This window comes from Leptospira hartskeerlii, assembly GCF_002811475.1.
GTDB classification, from domain to species: domain Bacteria; phylum Spirochaetota; class Leptospiria; order Leptospirales; family Leptospiraceae; genus Leptospira_B; species Leptospira_B hartskeerlii.
Map to the genome: position 1 here is coordinate 96,185 of NZ_NPDL01000009.1, position 17,628 is coordinate 113,812.

Genomic DNA, 17,628 nt, shown 5'->3' on the forward strand with positions numbered 1-17,628 from the left:
AGACGAAAGATTCGAATATACAGTGTTAGTAAAACTAAATGCGGAACCGGCAGCAGATACTTTTAGCAAAACTATAACTGTTATTTCAATATTTACTCTTACCGTGCTCCCTTTTTGGGATAAAGAGAATTATGAATATACAGCGATCCTTTTTGATAAAAACGGAAAAGAGCTTCGAAGTTTTTCTGGATCCGGAAGTAATAAACTGTTCGGACAATTACTCCTATTCCCAACTCTATTTACCAAATATTCCGGTTTACATCGAAGCGGCCCGCTAACATGGATTACGGAGGACATTTTTCAATCAGGACTGGTCCCTAAAATTCCCTACGAGTAAATGAACTGAGAGCCAAGCCTTTTCGCCGCTACCAATTAAACAAAACAACTGAATCGGTTCTGAATTCAGGACATCCTTGGATCTTAAACGGAAAATTATCCACCGCAATCTCCGCATTCCAAGACGGAGATTGGATGAGGCTTGTCTCCGGCTCGAACGAAACATTAGGATTTGGGATCTATTCTTCTTCTGGTCCAATCGGAATACGTATCATCCAAAGAGGAAATGAATTCTCACTTCCTCAATTACAACAAACAATAGAGAAGGCGTTAGAACTCAGAAAACCTCTTAGAGCAAGAACAAACGCTTACAGACTTTTACATGGTGAGAATGACCTGGTCCCTGGAGTCACAGTGGATCGATACGGATCTACCTGGGTAGTCCAGACCTATTCCAAATCATTAAGAGTATTTTCCAGATTAGCAGTTCGATATCTTTATTCTGTAGCTTCCAAAACAGAGGAACCAATTCCGAAACAGATCGTATGGATTTCTCCACAACGTATAGGCTCAGAAAAATCTTTACCAATCCGTTTTCTGAGGGGCAAAAAAGATATCCCGTATGAGGAAAAAATTTTCCTGAACCAGGTTCAATGGAAAACTAAGATCCCCGGACAGAAAGGTGGATTCTTTCTAGATGTTCGAAATTTGCGGCAATATATATTAGAAAAACCGGAATTAGCTAAGGACAGAGATTGCCTTCACTTATTCTCCCACACTGGACTTACTTCAATATGTTTAGAAGAAGCTGGCGCAAACTCTGTCTTCTCCGCTGACGGAGCTAAAGAAGCACTCGAAGAATTTGCGTCTCATATTTTGCCAGAGAATGAAATCTTAAATTTTGAGAAGAAGAACACGATCCTCACGAAAGGAAAACATCATCTAGCCCGAGCAGATCTATTCCAAGACTGGGGATTTTTAGAAGACAAAAAATTTTCACTTATCGTTTTGGATCCGCCCAATCTGACTCCAAACCAAGCCGCTATTCCCGCTGGTAAAAAAGCATATCGTAGTCTAATTGCAAAGGCACTCTTTCATTTGGAACCTGGAGGAGACCTAATCTTACTCTCTTGCTCCGGAAGAATCCTGGAGTCCGAATTCGAAAAGATTGGCCGAGAAACCTTGGCAAACAAAGGATGGAAGTACAAGGATCTTTTCAAATTAAGACCGGAACCGGATCATCCTACACGTAAGGAATTTCCGGAGGGGAAATACTTCAAGGTGCATATCTATAAAAAATGTATGCCCTTGGATCAGAACTTATGAGCACGAATAAAAATACTTACCAACTCATCGATTCCGGAAATTTCAAGAAGTTAGAGCAAGTGGGTCCTTATAAAGTGATCCGCCCTTCTCCAGTCGCAGCATGGCCACCTACTCAACCTTCTCTCTGGAAGGACGCCGACGGAGAATATCATAGAAGTGATAAAGGCGGGGGAAATTGGAGTTGGAGAGGTTCAAGCGGTTCCAGACCTGATTCGGAAGACGAGTTCCTAATTCAAATTCCACCTTTGACAGTTAAGATACGTTTTACTCCTTTCGGTCATCTTGGGATCTTCCCAGAACAATTAAGTAATTGGGACCGGATCCGAAATGTTTCCTCTCAACTTGCAGGACAGGGAGAAGTTTTAAATTTATTCGCTTATTCAGGACTTTCCACATTATCCGTATTAGCCGGAGGATTGGACGCTTGCCACTTGGATTCCTCCAAAGGAATGGTAGAATGGGCCAGAGAAAATGCGCAAGTTTCAGGGCTCGCAGATAAAAAAGTGCGATGGATCATTGAAGACGTATTAAAATTCCTGAATAGAGAGATTAGAAGGGAAAAAAAATACATAGGCTTTATATTAGATCCACCCACTTTCGGAAGAGGAGCCAGCGGCGAAGTTTTCAAAATAGAAAAAGATCTGCCGGAGATGATGGATCTACTTATGCAACTCTGTAATAATAAACCTGAGTTCGTATTCTTGACCTGTCATTCTACAGGGTTTAGCCCCCTCGCACTTAGAAGAATTTTGGAAGGAAGGATTAAAACTCCCGGGAATTATCTTACGGAAGAACTTTCCATTTCGGAATCCACAGGAAGATTACATCCTGCGGGTTCCAACTGTGTATTTTATTCGAATAGAGTAAAACTTTGAAGAAGAACATTTTGGAAATCAGCAGTTTTTCGAATGAAAAACTGAAGTATATCTCCGGATTAAAAGAGAAAAAGAACAGAGAAAAGTCAGGCACATTCTTCATTGAAGGTTTCAGAGAACTCCAAAGAGCGCAAGTTTCCGGCAAAGTTAAATTCGAATACTTACTCACATGCCCCGATTGTTATTTGGGAGAAAATGAAGAAGACCTTGTATCTACTATAGATGCAAAAACGATCATCGTTTCAAAACAAATTTTCGAAAAGATTTCCTATAGAGATAGACCGGACGGCCTTATCGCAACTGCTGAATTGCCGGACTTCTCCTTATCCTCCAAAACAAAACTTTTAGCAGATCCAGTGCTTGTGATCGAAGGTGTAGAAAAACCCGGAAACTTAGGAACTATCTTAAGAACTGCAGAAGGCGCAGGATTTCATAAAGTATTCGTTGCAGATCCGAGACTTGATCTATTCAATCCAAACGTTATACGTTCCTCTACAGGTACACTGTTTACATTAGATGTTTTCCAATCCGATATTAAAGAATTGTATCCTATCCTTCAAAATGCAGGATATAAAACATTCGCAGTTACTCCGGAAGCAAAATCTATATATTGGGATGCAAATCTGAAAGGAAAAGTTGCACTTGTTTTCGGAAGCGAACAGTACGGACTAAGCGAATACGCTAGATCCCAAAGTGACCAATATATTTCTCTTCCCATGAAAGGTGTGGCAGATAGTTTAAATCTGGCTATGTCAGCCGGGATTTTAATGTACGAAGTGCTTCGCCAAAAATCTCAGATTGACAATTAGCACATCGGTTGGTATCCTCGCTTTCAGCTCAAAAGCGGAAGAACGGCCGAGCGCAGCTGACTGAGAAGTTCTCCCTTTTTGGTCTGGAAGCAAGGATACCCCATCCTCCCACACCTGAGTTGGCACGACTTCAATCCCATTACGTTCCCGGTTTGTTTCGATTAGCCGGTCCATCCCGAAAGCCTTCAAATTTTTAAAGAAACAATACTCGTCCAGGTAGAGCTGGGAATACTTCGGCTGGATGTATCCGTATTGGGAGAACGCCTGCTTGATTGCTCGGTGGTTTCCTTCTGCGTATTGGGCGTGGATCCCGTCCTTGCTCCACCGATTCCTTGCCCATCTGTAACGACTATCCTTCGAACGGGCCGAATGGTTTACCATTCTGTGATTCCGGTATGCTGTTCCGAGCCAGGTATATGCGCTGTCGGTAAATACGGGTGCCGTGATGGGGATGTTTCGTAAGAATAACGGCCCCAGCGTATCCATCTTCTGGTCCGGAACCGAATCGAGTATGAGTGCTCCCTTACTGGTCACGATCGTGTGAACCATCGTACCGATCTGTCGGCCTCCCAGTTTGTCGTTCATATAGATGGAAGCGGTAGAACCACCGTGTTTGTGCCGTTTACGGCCCTTATTCGCTCTTTGGGATGCGGAGAATAATACCAGCGTATCGGCGTTGACGATCGGCTTGTCTTGAATAGCCCGTTTCATCGCCTCTTTTTTGTCCGGAACGTTCCGCGCTATTCTGCGCTTCTTTCCCAGCGGATCCGTTGTGAGACGGTTTGTTTCCGGAATCGATTCTGGAAGCTGGAACTCCCGGAATTCGGATTCCAGATTCCGGAAGATTAGGTCCCGGAAGTTCTCCTTCTGGTCTGCTGCGAATAACTGGATCCTACGTTTGAGAAGTAATGCTGCCTTGTATGAGATCCCAAGTTTCCTTTGGATTTCCGCTGACGTTAATACCTTCGGGCTCCGAAGGTAGGCTTCTTCCAATACGTAACTAAAGGTCCATAACGGTAGTTTGAATTGGTGCAGTGGTGTATATGAGAGTCGCGAAGCTTGGCGGTGGCAACTTTCGCAACGGATTAGATAGCTTCTCAGCCCTACTCGCTTTCTGAGTTGAATCTTGCATTCAGGACAGAACTTTGGATAAAAGGTATCTAAGAAATACTCCGTACGCTCCTGGTAGTATTTTATATTGATTGGAAAGGAATTATAGGATGATACAAGCCCACGCAATGCATTTGTGCGCTTTGGTCCTACTATATCGCCAAAATCGTTAATGAAAAAGATCCATATTTCCGCATTCGTTAGCGGCCACGGCTTCGGGCATATTAGCCGCAGCTTAGAAGCCATCCTGCAAATTTTAATTAAAAATCCTGAATGGACAGCAACGATCCATTCCCCCAGGGGAGAAGAATTTGCATCCTCTTTAGATGTTTCCGGCATTTGGGGAATGGCCAGATCTAGGATCCAATTCAAAAAAACAAAATTGGATGTCGGGATTGTACAAAAAGATTCTCTCGGAATAGACTTGGATGCAACTGAATCCGAAATTTTAGAATTTAAAAAGAATAAAGACTCCCTATTACAATCGGAAACTGAGTATATCAAAAAAGAAAGACCGGATCTTATTTGGTCTGATTCTTCTTCCTTTCCTTTTTTGATCTCTTCCGATTTAAAAATACCTTCTCTATTCTTGGGTAATTTCACATGGGATTATATCTACTCATATTATGAATCTGAAATATTCCAAAAATATTCCGAAGAATTAAAGCAAGAATATGCGCTCTGCGATCTTGGACTTGTTCTTCCGCTTTCTTGCCCGGTCACTTCGATCCGTTCTACCAAAAAAATCGGACTATTGGGACGTAAACCGAACCTTACTAAAGAAGAAGCTAGAAGATATTATGGCTTCGAAGATGGTATCGACTACTATTTATTCTCTTTCGGAGCCTACGGAATCGACTCTTCTCATTTTGATTGGAAAAAATGGGATCCATCCAAAAGGAGAATTGTGATCGGCGGGATAGAATGGAAGATTGAAGCAAAAAACAATTTAGGGATAGTTACCATTCCAAACTGCCATTATCCCGATCTACTTAGGGCGAGTGACTTTGTATTGACCAAACCCGGTTATGGGATCTTAAGTGAGTCTTACTTTGCAGGGACTCCTATACTTTATACGGATAGAGGTAACTTCCCGGAATATAAATATTTGGTAGAAACGCTACAATCTCAGTATAAATCGTCGTATATATCGCATAATGACCTATTTTCTTTCCATTGGGAAGAAGCCTCCAAATCCGCAATATCATCTAACGTTTCTTCCGATCCAAGATTTCAAAAGGATACAATCCAAGAGATCCAAGATTCAATCTTAGAAATTATCAAATAAGTTACATCATTCGACTAACAAGCGTTTGGTAAAATAGAATGTAGTCTAACTTCTACTTTAATCTTTTTTACTTTTCTTCCTTTCAAAAATCGAGTATTTTAATCGGCGACTTCGATTGCTTAGGGAGGGCATCATGTGGAAAGAAAAAGTCCGCGGTAAGGTAGAAGAATTATTTGCAAAGGCAGGAGTCAGCTTCGGAGGAAATGCAGATTGGGACATCCAAGTAAAGGATGATAGACTTTTCGAAAAAATATTCAGCAATGGCTCTCTTGGTCTTGGGGAAGCTTATATGAATGGATGGTTCGAATGCGGAAGATTTGACGAAACAGTCAGAAGATTATTGGATAAAGGAATTGAAAAAGCCACCAAAACTTGGGGAAATCTATTTCTATATATAGAATCCGTAATATTAAACCGCCAATCTAAAAGAAGAGCGTTCGTAATCGGAGAAAGACATTACGATCTTGGGAACGATCTATTCGAACTAATGTTAGACAAGGAAATGGTCTATTCTTGTGCATATTGGAAGAATGCAAATTCTTTAGATGAAGCTCAGGAAAACAAAATGGACCTGATTTGCAAAAAGTTGGACCTCCAACCGGGAATGAAGGTCTTGGATATAGGATGCGGTTGGGGAGGCTTAGCCAGACATGCAGCCAAAGAATACGGTGCAGAAGTATTCGGGATCAGCGTTTCCAAAGAACAACTAGCGCTCGCGGAAGAAAGATCCAAAAATTTAAAAGTAAAATACGAATTGATGGACTATCGAGATGTAAAGGGCAATTTCGATTCTATTCTTTCCGTTGGCCAAATGGAACATGTGGGTTATAAAAACTACAGAACCTATATGGAAATAGTATATAAATCTCTCAAAGAGAAGGGATTATTCTTACTTCATACAATAGGCTCTAACGATTCTAATAAGGTTACGGATAGATGGATCGAAAAGTATATCTTTCCAAATTCTCATCTTCCTTCTGCGGCTCAGATCACAAAGGCGAGCGAGAATCTATTCGTATTGGAAGATCTTCATAACTTCGGTCCTGACTATGATAAAACACTCATGGCTTGGTATAATAATTTCGAGGAAGGATGGGATCAGATCCAGAAAAAATACGGAGAAAGATTCAGACGTATGTGGGAATTTTATCTTTTAAGCTGTGCGGGAGCGTTTCGTTCCAGAAAGATCCAGCTTTGGCAGTTTGTATTTTCGAAAGGAGATAGAGAGGAGATCTATCAGGCAGTGAGATAAGCGCTACTTAAACCAGGAGACGATCTGTTCTTTTCGGATCCTGGTTTGGTATTCTAAAAATCTTTCCTTCCACCAAGGGTGAATTTTAGAAAGATCCGTTTCCCAAAACCAGAAATGAAGATCGTTCAAAGTCCGTTTGTCCCAAAGTAGACGATTCATCTCCTTGGAATTCAAAGAGTCAGGACCGGATTCTTTCCAATTAGAAACAAGAACATCCATATATCTTTTACGTGCATCTGATTCTTTTTTTCTGCTCCTCAAACGAGACGTATGAAAACGAAATAGAAGAGGATCTACAACAGAAAGAAAAATCCCTCTGCCGGATTCCATTCCTTGTAAGAACTCAGAATATTCTTTTTCCAAATTTTCAGTATCCGACAAAAGAGTATTCGTCTTGGTTTCTTCCGGGGTTAAAAGGAATCCTCTCTTTTTCCAAAGTTCTCCTTGTTTAGAAGAAGAAGTCCATACTCCCCAAAAATAAGAAAGAAGCCAACCGCCTGTTATCGGTAATAACCAGTAAAAAAGTACAGGATAATATACGAATAGCCAGATAGAAATTCCTGTACCATAAAATGCTTGAGGAAGTAAGGCGCGAGCAGCTGCCATTCTATCAATCCCCTGAGAAGAGTCCCTATTTTGAGGTCCCCACTCTATCTTTCTATTCCAGAAAGTCATCCAAAGGAATCTGGTGTATTGGACCATATAAGCAGGGGCCAAGATCACCGATTGGATAAACTCTACCAAAAAGGAAATAATAAAGGAGAAAAATCCGATCCCACTTTCCTTTCTACGAAAGAATAAACCGTCCAAAAAGGAAAGTATCCGAGGCATGAACAATATTAGAATAGTATAAATCTGTAATCCATAAAACACAGGAAGATACATACTTTCCTGAAATTGGGCCCATTCTTCCGGAATAGAGGCCAAACGGTAATAATCAGTATCCGCCATGACCGTAAAACTAGTCGCAACAAGTAATAACGCCCAAAGAAGAGAACTCGCGTAAGACAAAATCCCTAACAAAATATGGATCCTACTGGAAATCCTTAGTCCACCTACGAATAAAAACCAGAAATGTTGCAAGTTTCCCTGACACCAGCGATTATCTCTTTTCAGACTCTCCAGAAGATTAGGAGGACATTCCTCATAAGAACCTTCCAGATCGTAAGCAAACCAAACAGTATATCCAGCTTTTCTAATTAATGCAGCTTCTACAGTATCATGAGAGAGGATCTTTCCTCCTATGGCTCCTTCTCCTGGCAAACCAGGAAGTCCACAATGTTCCATAAAAGGTTTTAATCTTACGATTGCATTGTGACCCCAGAAAGGACCGGAAAACACCTGCCAATAATAAGAGCCTGCACCAAATATAGGATTGCCCAGCCAGGTCCCGAATTGCGCCAATCTTTGGAATAAACTTTTACCTCGGATGATCTTAGGAACGGTTTGTATAATACCTGCGTTAGGCACCGCTTCCATGAGACGGATCAAGTTCAGCATACAATCGCCGGTTACTAAACTGTCTGCGTCCAATACGATCATGTATCTATAACGTCTTCCCCATCTTCTACAAAAGTCCGCGATATTCCCCGACTTTTTGTTTAGGTTAATCCTTCTCTTTCTGTAATATACCCTCCCCTTTGTTTCAGGTTTCCTGGAAAGTTTGGAAAATGCTTTCTCCTCTTGGAGCCAAATATCCGGATCTGTGGTATCGGATAATAAGAAGAAGTCTAGGTTTTCCCTCAGGCCAATCGAAGCAGCGGACTTCATCATGGATTCTAAACCTGCAGTGACACGAGCCACATCTTCGCAATGGATCGGAATGACTACAGCGGTTGGTGGGAGTTCCATCGGGCTTGCAGTTTGTCTTGCAATCAATCCTGAGATACGTGTAGGATCTCCTCCCCTAATTCTTTGGATCGTTCCGAAAATCGCAGTAGTGGCCCCGAACGCCAATAGAGGAAATAAAAAGCAGAAGAGCAACAAGGTCGCCCATTCCAATGGAGAGATACCGTTTATTAGAAGAAAACGATATTCTAAATAAATACCGAATAAGGATAGAAGTCCTAAAACTCCAACGAATCCCAATCTTCTATACGTAAATTTCCTAGAATCGAATGCTTCTTTTAGAATACCTTCCGGCTCCGGTATACTTGTCGGAAAAGTTTCTACATTCATGAAAAATACCAGAAAGCCAAAGAAATGTAAATTGCTGCCCAGAACAATGCAGTTAGGACCAATGCAACGGGTTCCGGTTTTTCTGCAGAAGGAGAAGCAAGATCTGCGAGCGGTCCAAAATCGATCGGTCTAGGAACCATGGAACCGGGCTCTAAGGGAGGAAGACTACTCTCCCAGTCCCGATGCAATTTTACGGAGGTTTCTTCTTTAAAAATTTCGAATATATTTTTATCCGAAGATTTGGACTTTTCGAAAACTTTGGAAAGAATATGATAGATCTCTAAACTATCTTCTATCCCCATTCCTCTTAAGTAAAGTTCCAGACGCTCCCATTCTTTTGAAAGATGAAGATTTCCTAAAAGACTTGGGCTTTTCAAGTCTTCTTGATTTTTCCTAGTTCGGCTCAAGTACGAAATTCCAGGTTTCAGAAATGATTTCTTGGTTTCTGCTCAATGCTGCTTTTAGGTCGGAAGCCTTAAATTTATTTTTAGGATACACTCCGAAGGTTAATCTCCATACTCCGGTCTCTTCTATCTTTTGAACGGAATATTCGGATAATTCCGCATTTTCTCCCGTATCAATTCTTGCCTGAATATATGCGAATGGATCCAAGGAACTTAAATTAGAACTTTTGAAATCCACATAGAACATTTTCAGATCAGGATCTCCTTGTGCGTCTCCGATCCGAGTAGCGACCACTCTTGCCATGGAGTCAGGAAGAGGATCAGTATCCGGCCAACGAACTGTATAAGAAAAATCGAATGGAGTCCCAGGCTGTGGAAGAGGATCAGGCATCCAGTAAGCTCCCATATTATCGTCCGAATCTTGGATTGTCGGATTTTCCAAAAGATGAACAGATCCTTTTCCAAAAGGAATTTCAGGCTCCACCCATGCGCTTGGCCTGAGTTGATATTTCATTTCGCTATGTTGGTAATTTTGGAATTCTCTATCTCTTTGGATAAGACCGAATCCTCTCGGATTTTCATCAGAGAAAGAATACGTTGTGCTACGCTTCGGATTATCGAGCGGCCTCCAGATCCATTCTCCTTTTCCGGAATGGATCAATAATCCATCCGAATCATGGGATTCAGGATAAGCCTGTCCCTTTGGAATTCCCCTTGTCTCGCTATACCAATACATACTGGTCAAAGGAGCGATCCCGAGACGGTCTACCTTGGTTCTAAGAATTACCTCAGCATTTACTTTTACAGCGGAAACTTTTCCAGGAGTAATCTGGAACTCATACGCGCCTGCTGCAGTTCTTCCATCCAGAAGAGCGTAAACTGTGATCGTAGAGTCGGTCTTGTCCGGCTTAACTACGTAAAATTCCCGAAAGGAAGGAAAGTCTTCCGGATAAGGCAGACCTGTGTTTACTGCGATCCCTCTGGCAGAAAGACCATACCATTGTTTTTTAGAAATGATCCTATAATAACTTGCGCCTTGGAAAACCGCAAACTCGTCAGTATGCTCTTGCGTATTGATCGGAAAATGGATCTTAAATCCAGAATAACCTAAGTTAGGCGGAAGCTCTCCCACTCCTTTTAGTTTAGATAGATCAAAGGAAGAAGGATCGTAAGGAATCTCTCTTGCAAAGTCGCCTCTTACTTCGAACACTCTTACATTCGTATTATATAAATGTCCCGGATGTAAGAACTGTAGCTGGAAAGGATTTCCTTCCTTCTTCCAAACCGATTTTTCAGGACGAAAAAAAATATTCTTGTACTGGTTCCAAGGTAAACCTTTCAAAAAGTCCGTAGTGGAATGTTTCGGTGGAATGTAACGTTGTTTAGATAATGCTCTAGCTCTTCCCTTAAGATCCGAAAATGAGAACTTGAATGTAGGATGAGTGTTGTGGTCGGAAATTTCTCCCTCCATCACACTTAGTAATGGAGAAGAAGAGAAATCAGGTTCTTCTCTGTCCCGCCTTTGCTGCCTATCTGCGACGGCAAAGAGCAAGGCTGTTGCGACAAACGCCAGAATTATATGCAAACGTAACAATTCGTATCTTTCCTTTCAGCAAGACGAATGCTTAAACCAGTCTATCATCCGTACACAGAGAGGGCAAGGTCTTTTAAGTCCGAATTCACATCGAACTCACCGCAACCTTGCCCTTCAGCCTGAGAAATTAATCCGAGAGTTACTTTATTTAGGAGTAACTTTTACGAAATATTTTTTGGACGCGTCCCAAGTTTTCAGGATCTCTTCAGAAAGTTCGGATCCGGTCAACTTAGTGTGTTCAGTAATCAAAGACTTTATGATATCGTAATCTTCATTTTCAAGATCCACGATTTTTACATATTCTTTATTGATCAAAGGCTCCAATTCCCAATTTTTTTGGAAGAAGTAAGCTTTTCCTCCGGTCATACCGGCACCCATGTTCTTACCTACTGTTCCCAAACAAACGATTGTTCCACTGGTCATGTATTCTAAGAAGTGGTCACCTGCTCCGCCGACTACTGCGTCCGCTCCGGAGTTCCTAACCCCGAATCTTTCTCCTGCCCTACCGGAACTAAAAAGTTTTCCGGAAGTAGCACCGTAAAGACAGGTATTACCGATGATCACATTCTCATACGCATTTAGTTTGGAACGTCTATGCTTGCGGACCACGATAGTTCCACCGCAGAGTCCTTTTCCTACATAGTCGTTTGCATCTCCATGAAGAGTGATCTGCACTCCTTTCACGAGCCATGCTCCCAAGGACTGACCAGCAGTTCCTTCGAGAATAATTTCTAGTTTTCCAGGAAGACCTTTAGCTCCGTATTTACGTGCGATAATTCCGGAAACTTTTGCTCCCACAGTTCTGTTCGTATTCTTCACGGAATAAGAAAGGGACATGGAAGTTTTTCCTTCTAACGCAGGCTCCGCATCTTTCAGGATACGATCGTCCAAAACTTCTCCGACAGATTCTCTTCTTACGAATCTGTCTTTTTTCTTCTTAGGATCGTAAAGAAGAGGAAGACGAACTAAGATCGGATTTAAGTCCAAAGAATCTAAACGATCTTGCTCATAACGTGTGATCTGTTTCAGAAGATCCGTTCTTCCTATGATCTCGTCCATAGAGCGGAATCCTAACTTCGCCAGATACTCTCGAACTTCCATGGCAAGAAGTGTCATCAGAGTCGCAACTTGATCAGGAGATCCTTTGTATTTCGCTCTAAACTTAGGATCTTGTGTAGCAATTCCAGTAGGACAGTTGTTCAGATGGCATTTTCTTGCCATGATACAACCTAATGCTACAAGAGAAGCAGTTCCGATCCCGTATTCTTCCGCACCTAAACATGCAGCGATGATCACGTCCCTTCCGGAAACGATACCACCGTCAGTACGAAGAACCACTCTATCTCTCAATCCGTTCATTACTAAAACTTGATGTGTTTCAGAAAGACCTAATTCCCAAGGAGATCCGGCATGTTTGATAGAAGTAAGAGAAGCCGCTCCGGTTCCTCCCACATGCCCTGAGATCAAGATTACATCTGCGTTAGCTTTCGCAACGCCTGCAGCAATCGTTCCCACTCCCGCTTCGGATACCAGTTTTACCGATACTTGAGCGGTATGGTTTGCTTGTTTCAAGTCGTAGATCAACTGCGACAAGTCCTCGATAGAATAAATATCGTGGTGAGGTGGAGGAGAGATCAGATCGATTCCCTGAGGAGTATGACGGTTCGTCGCGATCTCCTCGTTATTCTTCTTACCTGGAAGTTGTCCACCTTCTCCAGGTTTTGCTCCTTGAGCGATCTTGATCTCCAATTCTTTTGCAGAGTTCAGATATTCTGAAGTTACCCCGAATCTTCCGGAAGCCACTTGTTTGATGGAAGAATTCGCCAAGTCTCCCTTCTCATCAACAACGTAACGAGATGGATGTTCTCCACCTTCTCCGGAGGAAGACTTAGAACCCAAACGGTTCATTGCTATCGCAAGGTCAGTGTGAGCTTCGATAGAAAGTGCACCATGGCTCATGCCTGGAGTTAAGAAACGTTTTTGGATCTCGGAAACTGTTTCTACTTCTTCGATTGGAACAGGAGAACGATCTACGAAATCGAATAGATCTCTGATATTGATCGGATCACTTTCTTCCATTAATTTAGAAGCTTCTAAGAATGCTTCGTAGTCATTATCCACCGCAGCTTTACGGATGAATTTCACTACTTTAGGAGACCATCTATGAGGCTGATCGTCCTTCTCAGAGATAAAGTCTTCAGGATTGATCTCTTTGTTAAATGCAGAGTCGTGGTTGCGTAGAATATTCTGTTCTATACCACCGATACCAATTCCCGAAATTCTGGAATAAGTTCCCGGGAAATATTTAGAGATCAGAGTTCTAGAAAGTCCGATTGCTTCGAATACCTGTCCACCTACATAGGAAGACATGATGGAAATTCCCATCTTGGACATGATTTTCAGAAGTCCGTCATCCACTCCCGCACGATAGTTTGTGCAAAGAGAAGCAAAAGAAGGACGAGTGCCGTCTTCTGCATCGAAATCTCCCTTGGTCCATAGGTCGTGAAGAGTATCCCAGATCAGATAACTGTTCACTCCGGAAGCCCCGTAACCGAGTAGAACTGCCACATTATGAATTTCGAATGCAGACCCGGTCTCTACAAGGATGCTCGTAGCCGCACGTTTTTTGTTACGGATCAAGTGGTTATGAACTGCAGCAACCGCTAGTTCCATAGGAATAGGAGCGCGATCTTTGTTCAGTTTTTTATCCGAAAGAATCAGGATATTTACTCCGGATTCTGCAGCTTTCACTGCATCCGCAAGCAACTGATCCAATGCGAGTTCTAGATAATTTCGCGCCGCGTCAGGCTCATGATGAGCTTCGAAAGTCGCGTCTAAGGTAACTACCTTGTATTGTTTTCCGTCCTTATCCCTGATCCTTTGTAATCCAAGATTAGTCAGGTAAGGATGAGAAAGTACTAGACAGTTCTGAGGTTTTTCGTCTGCGAAAAGATTTGTCTTCTTAACAAGACGAGTATAAAGAGAAGTTACTCCCTTCTCCCTTAGATAATCGATCGGCGGATTTGTAACCTGCGCAAATCTCTGGCGGAAGTATGTATACAATCCGATGCGAGAGAGCATAAGTATTGACAAAGGAGTATCATCCCCCATGGAACCGATCGCTTCTTTTCCTGCGATCGCCTGAGGTTTAATCACCGCTTTTTGTTTGTATGGAGAATATGCGAATAAAATCTGTCTTCTTCTTAGTTCATCTCCGCTATAAGTTATAGTTTTAGCGATGGACTCATCAATAGTTTGGTCCAGATACTCAACATTCTCTTTAGACCATTCTCTATAATCGTATTTTTTCTCGAATAGAGTATTGATGTCTTCGTTGAAATAGATTTTTCCTTCTTTCAAGTTGACCGCGAGCATATCACCAGGACCCAATCTTCCTTTTTTGGTGATGATCTCTTCGTCTATATGAACGAGTCCAGTTTCGGAACCCATAACAACTAGTCCGTCTTCGGTCACAACATATCTTGCAGGACGAAGTCCGTTTCTGTCCAAACTTCCGCCGATCCAGTCGCCTTCTGCGAAAGCAAGTGCAGCCGGTCCGTCCCATGGTTCAGTCAAAGTGTTATTGTATTCGTAAAACGATTTCAGTCCTTCGGACATCTGAACGTTTTTACTCCATGCATTTGGGATCAACATCGCTTTGGCATGAAGAACGTCCTTCCCGGAACGTACAATCGCTTCCATTGCGTTGTCCAAACTTGCCGAGTCGGATAAATGAGGTCTGATGATCGGATGGATCTCTTTTTGGAACTCTCCCCATTTTTCGCAGGCAAGTTCTTCTTCTCTCGCGAGCATCCAAATCCTGTTTCCTACGATTGTATTGATCTCTCCGTTATGAGCAAGAATACGGAAAGGTTGTGCTAATGCCCAACTTGGGAAAGTGTTCGTAGAATATCTCTGGTGGAAGATACAATAAGGAGAAACCATCTCCTCACTTTTTAGATCCTCATAAAATTGAGAGACCTGGTTCCCGTTGAATAATCCTTTAAAAGTGATCCTTTCGGATGAGAAGGAACAAATATAGAAGTCCTCGCTCATGGAAAGTTTAAGAGCGTCCCTCATCACTTTCTTTTGGATCAGGAATAATTTAGTCTCGAAATCGTCGTTGGACATCCCGTCCGGTTTTCCGATCAATACTTGTTCGATCTGAGGACGAGAAGCGTTCGCCTTAGGTCCTAAAACCTCAGGATTTACGGGAACATATCTCCAAGCATAAAGCTTGAAGTTGAATTGCATAAGTGCTGATTCAATGAGGCTACGGCAAACATCTTGTTTGTCTATGTCCTCTCTTGGTAGGAACACCATCCCCACACCGATGGAATCTTCGTCAGGGCGTCTATGACCCATCTCCTCGATGTACTTCGCGAACAGTTTCTTAGGGATACGGATCATGATCCCGGCGCCGTCTCCGGTTTGCATATCTGCATCTACGGCTCCGCGGTGGGTAAGGCATGCGACCGCCTTCAAACCCATTGATACAACTCGGTGATTGGACTCGCCCTTATAAGAAGCGACGAAGCCTACTCCGCAGTTATCGCGCTCGAAGGACTTGTCGTATAGACCGTTTTCCTCCAAGTACTTTTGGATCCGCAACTGTTCGTCAAGGTTTAACATCCGCTAAGGTTCCTCTTTAGGGTTGATATAAAATCCGGGACACTGCTTTGGCCTTGGTCCACGGACAGAGGAAACCCCCACCCACGCGATGTTTGGCTGAATTTTGTAGCAAATGTCCGATTCTTAGACCAGTAAATTTACGAGTGCCTAGTTTGAAAACGATCTTTTTCAGGGTAGAAGGCCGCAAAGAGCCTAGATTCGACTTATAAACTTAGTTTCTGCGAATGGAAAGAACCGGGTTTAAGAATAAATCTGTTAAGATCTTTCTCTGACTGGCATCTGGGATACGGGAAAGAAGTTGATCCATCTTTCCTTTGATCTGAGTGAAATCAGGATATTCATCCATGACTCTCAGAATATGAGGCCATGCTTTTTTTACAAGTTCCGCTACTGCTGGACTTGCAGTCCTTGCTTTATTCCAAGAGGATTCTAATTGATTTCGAATACGGAAAAAATCGCGTCCTAGTTCCAATACTTTTCTAAGCCTAGATTCCGAAAGACCTGTGCGAGAGCCAAGTTGACCGAGAGTTCCATCCCATTCTACTACTTCTCCCCTGGATTCTTTCAAAAGAGAAGTTTGTAATTGAACAAGTGCATTTTCTTCTACAGGTAAAGATGCGACCCAACGTTTGTATTCATCTAGTTGTCCCGCTTTCTGAAAAACTCGGACCTTTCCGACTTGGTCCATATATTTAGAAAATGGAATACTCACTGGAGGTTCGGAGAAGCTAGGAGAATCTCCCCCAAAGTCCCCATCGAAATGAAGATCTTCCACATCGGAAAGAATATCTTCTCCCATTTGGACAGGAGAATCATCTTCTTCCAATTCTTCTACCTTCATGATCAAAGGTTTACCGGAGAATAGTTCACCATATTTTTCTAATATTTCTTTTAAGATCGGAGTTTCAGGCCCTCTGCGGACCGGTGCAGCTGGAACAGGTCTTGCTGCCGCTCCTGCCGCTGCAGTTTCTCTTGCGACTTCTCCCAAGGCTGCTGCTTCTCTTTTTTTACCGGTGGAGATCTCCACCAGATAGATCATTCCTTCTTCCGATTCGAATCTATGCCCCGCAGGGAAAGTGAATCCAAGTCCTTCTATGATCTCATCAGAGATTTTAGAAAATTTTTTCTTACGAGGAGTTTGTTCTGCCGTGGATTCTTGTTCTATAAGTTTGGTTTTTACCTTATTCAACGCACCCAAGAAGTTCCTGTTCATATAGGAAGAAAGCTCCCCAGAGCCCATTCCGAGGAACTGAGCAAACTGAGGAAGTTGATCGAAAAAATGATCCGTCTTTTGGACGTTGCTTGAGATATAAGAGCGAAGTTTTGTCTTAAGCGCTTCTTGTTCTTTGGCGGGAATTTTTTTAGCCGAGATCAATGTCCCGAAAAGTTGGATATGAGTATGAAAATAACTTAAAAATTCCCCGTACGCAGTTAGAACGTACTCTCCATGGGAATTTTTTTCTATGACCTTTTTATCTGCCATAATCCGGATTCGCAGTCAAGTTTTTACAACCCTAGACCGGAATTCAAGACAATTAAGTTACGAATCCTTCTTAAACAGTCTTAGGTATGGTCTCTTCGCTGGGACTTCCGCTGATAATCCTGTATCTCAGGAATGTGTTACAAGTAGCTTCTTCAGAATAACGAACCAGATCATAATCCGGACGAGGAGAACGAAAAAAAGAAGAATGTGCCAGACGTTCTGTCACTTCTTTGCGGATATGAGCTCTTGCTTCGTTCCTTCTAATATAAACCGAAGGAACTACTATATCGTTCTTATAGGATAAAATATTATTTCTGTAGATGGCAACAGTTAGGCGGATCCGGTAGGATTTATTTTCCGTCAGGTCTTTTGGTTCCAGAAATTCCATGCCTAGGCCCTTT

12 protein-coding genes are annotated in these 17,628 nt (G+C 42.4%); 5 read left to right on the forward strand and 7 right to left on the reverse strand.

What is annotated here, in order from left to right; translation table 11 throughout:
- Nucleotides 1–342: 342 nt before the first annotated feature.
- The 3 genes from CH352_RS16135 to CH352_RS16145 are packed head-to-tail and all read left to right on the forward strand — an operon-like array spanning nt 343 to nt 3,286.
- Nucleotides 343–1,602: a class I SAM-dependent rRNA methyltransferase gene (locus tag CH352_RS16135; RefSeq protein WP_100707887.1), complete on the forward strand. Its 1,260-nt coding sequence runs from the start codon at nt 343–345 to the stop codon at nt 1,600–1,602.
- Nucleotides 1,599–2,477, forward strand: coding sequence for a class I SAM-dependent methyltransferase (locus tag CH352_RS16140; protein ID WP_100707976.1), 879 nt, complete (start codon nt 1,599–1,601; stop codon nt 2,475–2,477). Before CH352_RS16135 ends, CH352_RS16140 begins: the two co-directional genes overlap by 4 nt.
- Nucleotides 2,474–3,286, forward strand: a complete 813-nt coding sequence (locus CH352_RS16145) for a TrmH family RNA methyltransferase (RefSeq protein ID WP_100707888.1) — start codon at nt 2,474–2,476, stop codon at nt 3,284–3,286. Before CH352_RS16140 ends, CH352_RS16145 begins: the two co-directional genes overlap by 4 nt.
- On the opposite strand, the gene CH352_RS16150 is transcribed toward CH352_RS16145, so the two are convergent.
- Nucleotides 3,242–4,279 carry a transposase gene (locus CH352_RS16150; RefSeq protein ID WP_243396424.1) on the reverse strand — a complete coding sequence of 346 codons (1,038 nt, stop codon included), beginning with the start codon at nt 4,277–4,279 and terminating at the stop codon, nt 3,242–3,244. The genes CH352_RS16145 and CH352_RS16150 overlap by 45 nt on opposite strands.
- Nucleotides 4,280–4,568: 289 nt before the next feature.
- Here CH352_RS16150 and CH352_RS16155 point away from each other — a divergent pair, with 289 nt between their 5' ends.
- Both CH352_RS16155 and cfa read left to right on the forward strand, forming a co-directional pair.
- Nucleotides 4,569–5,684: a glycosyltransferase family protein gene (locus CH352_RS16155; protein WP_100707889.1), complete on the forward strand. Its 1,116-nt coding sequence runs from the start codon at nt 4,569–4,571 to the stop codon at nt 5,682–5,684.
- Between the two features lie 133 nt (nt 5,685–5,817).
- Nucleotides 5,818–6,936, forward strand: coding sequence for a cyclopropane fatty acyl phospholipid synthase (gene cfa / locus CH352_RS16160; RefSeq protein WP_100707890.1), 1,119 nt, complete (start codon nt 5,818–5,820; stop codon nt 6,934–6,936).
- 3 nt (nt 6,937–6,939) lie between these two features.
- Here the strand turns inward: cfa and mdoH are convergent, their stop codons facing one another.
- From mdoH to CH352_RS16190, 6 genes are all read right to left on the reverse strand, one after another.
- A complete protein-coding gene (gene mdoH / locus CH352_RS16165; RefSeq protein ID WP_100707891.1) occupies nt 6,940–9,114 on the reverse strand; it encodes a glucans biosynthesis glucosyltransferase MdoH in 2,175 nt (724 codons plus the stop codon).
- Nucleotides 9,111–9,491: a hypothetical protein gene (locus CH352_RS16170; RefSeq protein ID WP_243396425.1), complete on the reverse strand. Its 381-nt coding sequence runs from the start codon at nt 9,489–9,491 to the stop codon at nt 9,111–9,113. Before CH352_RS16170 ends, mdoH begins: the two co-directional genes overlap by 4 nt.
- Nucleotides 9,492–9,507: 16 nt before the next feature.
- Entirely contained in the window at nt 9,508–11,112 is a 1,605-nt protein-coding gene (locus CH352_RS16175; protein WP_100707893.1) for an OpgD/OpgG family glucan biosynthesis protein, read from the reverse strand.
- 144 nt (nt 11,113–11,256) lie between these two features.
- Nucleotides 11,257–15,744, reverse strand: a complete 4,488-nt coding sequence (gltB, locus tag CH352_RS16180) for a glutamate synthase large subunit (RefSeq protein WP_100707894.1) — start codon at nt 15,742–15,744, stop codon at nt 11,257–11,259.
- Between the two features lie 211 nt (nt 15,745–15,955).
- Nucleotides 15,956–17,227 carry a hypothetical protein gene (locus CH352_RS16185; protein ID WP_100707895.1) on the reverse strand — a complete coding sequence of 424 codons (1,272 nt, stop codon included), beginning with the start codon at nt 17,225–17,227 and terminating at the stop codon, nt 15,956–15,958.
- Nucleotides 17,228–17,297: 70 nt separating this feature from the next.
- The gene (locus CH352_RS16190) at nt 17,298–17,615 is read right to left on the reverse strand and encodes a hypothetical protein (protein ID WP_100707896.1); all 318 of its coding nucleotides are present in this window, start codon (nt 17,613–17,615) and stop codon (nt 17,298–17,300) included.
- Nucleotides 17,616–17,628 lie beyond the last annotated feature (13 nt).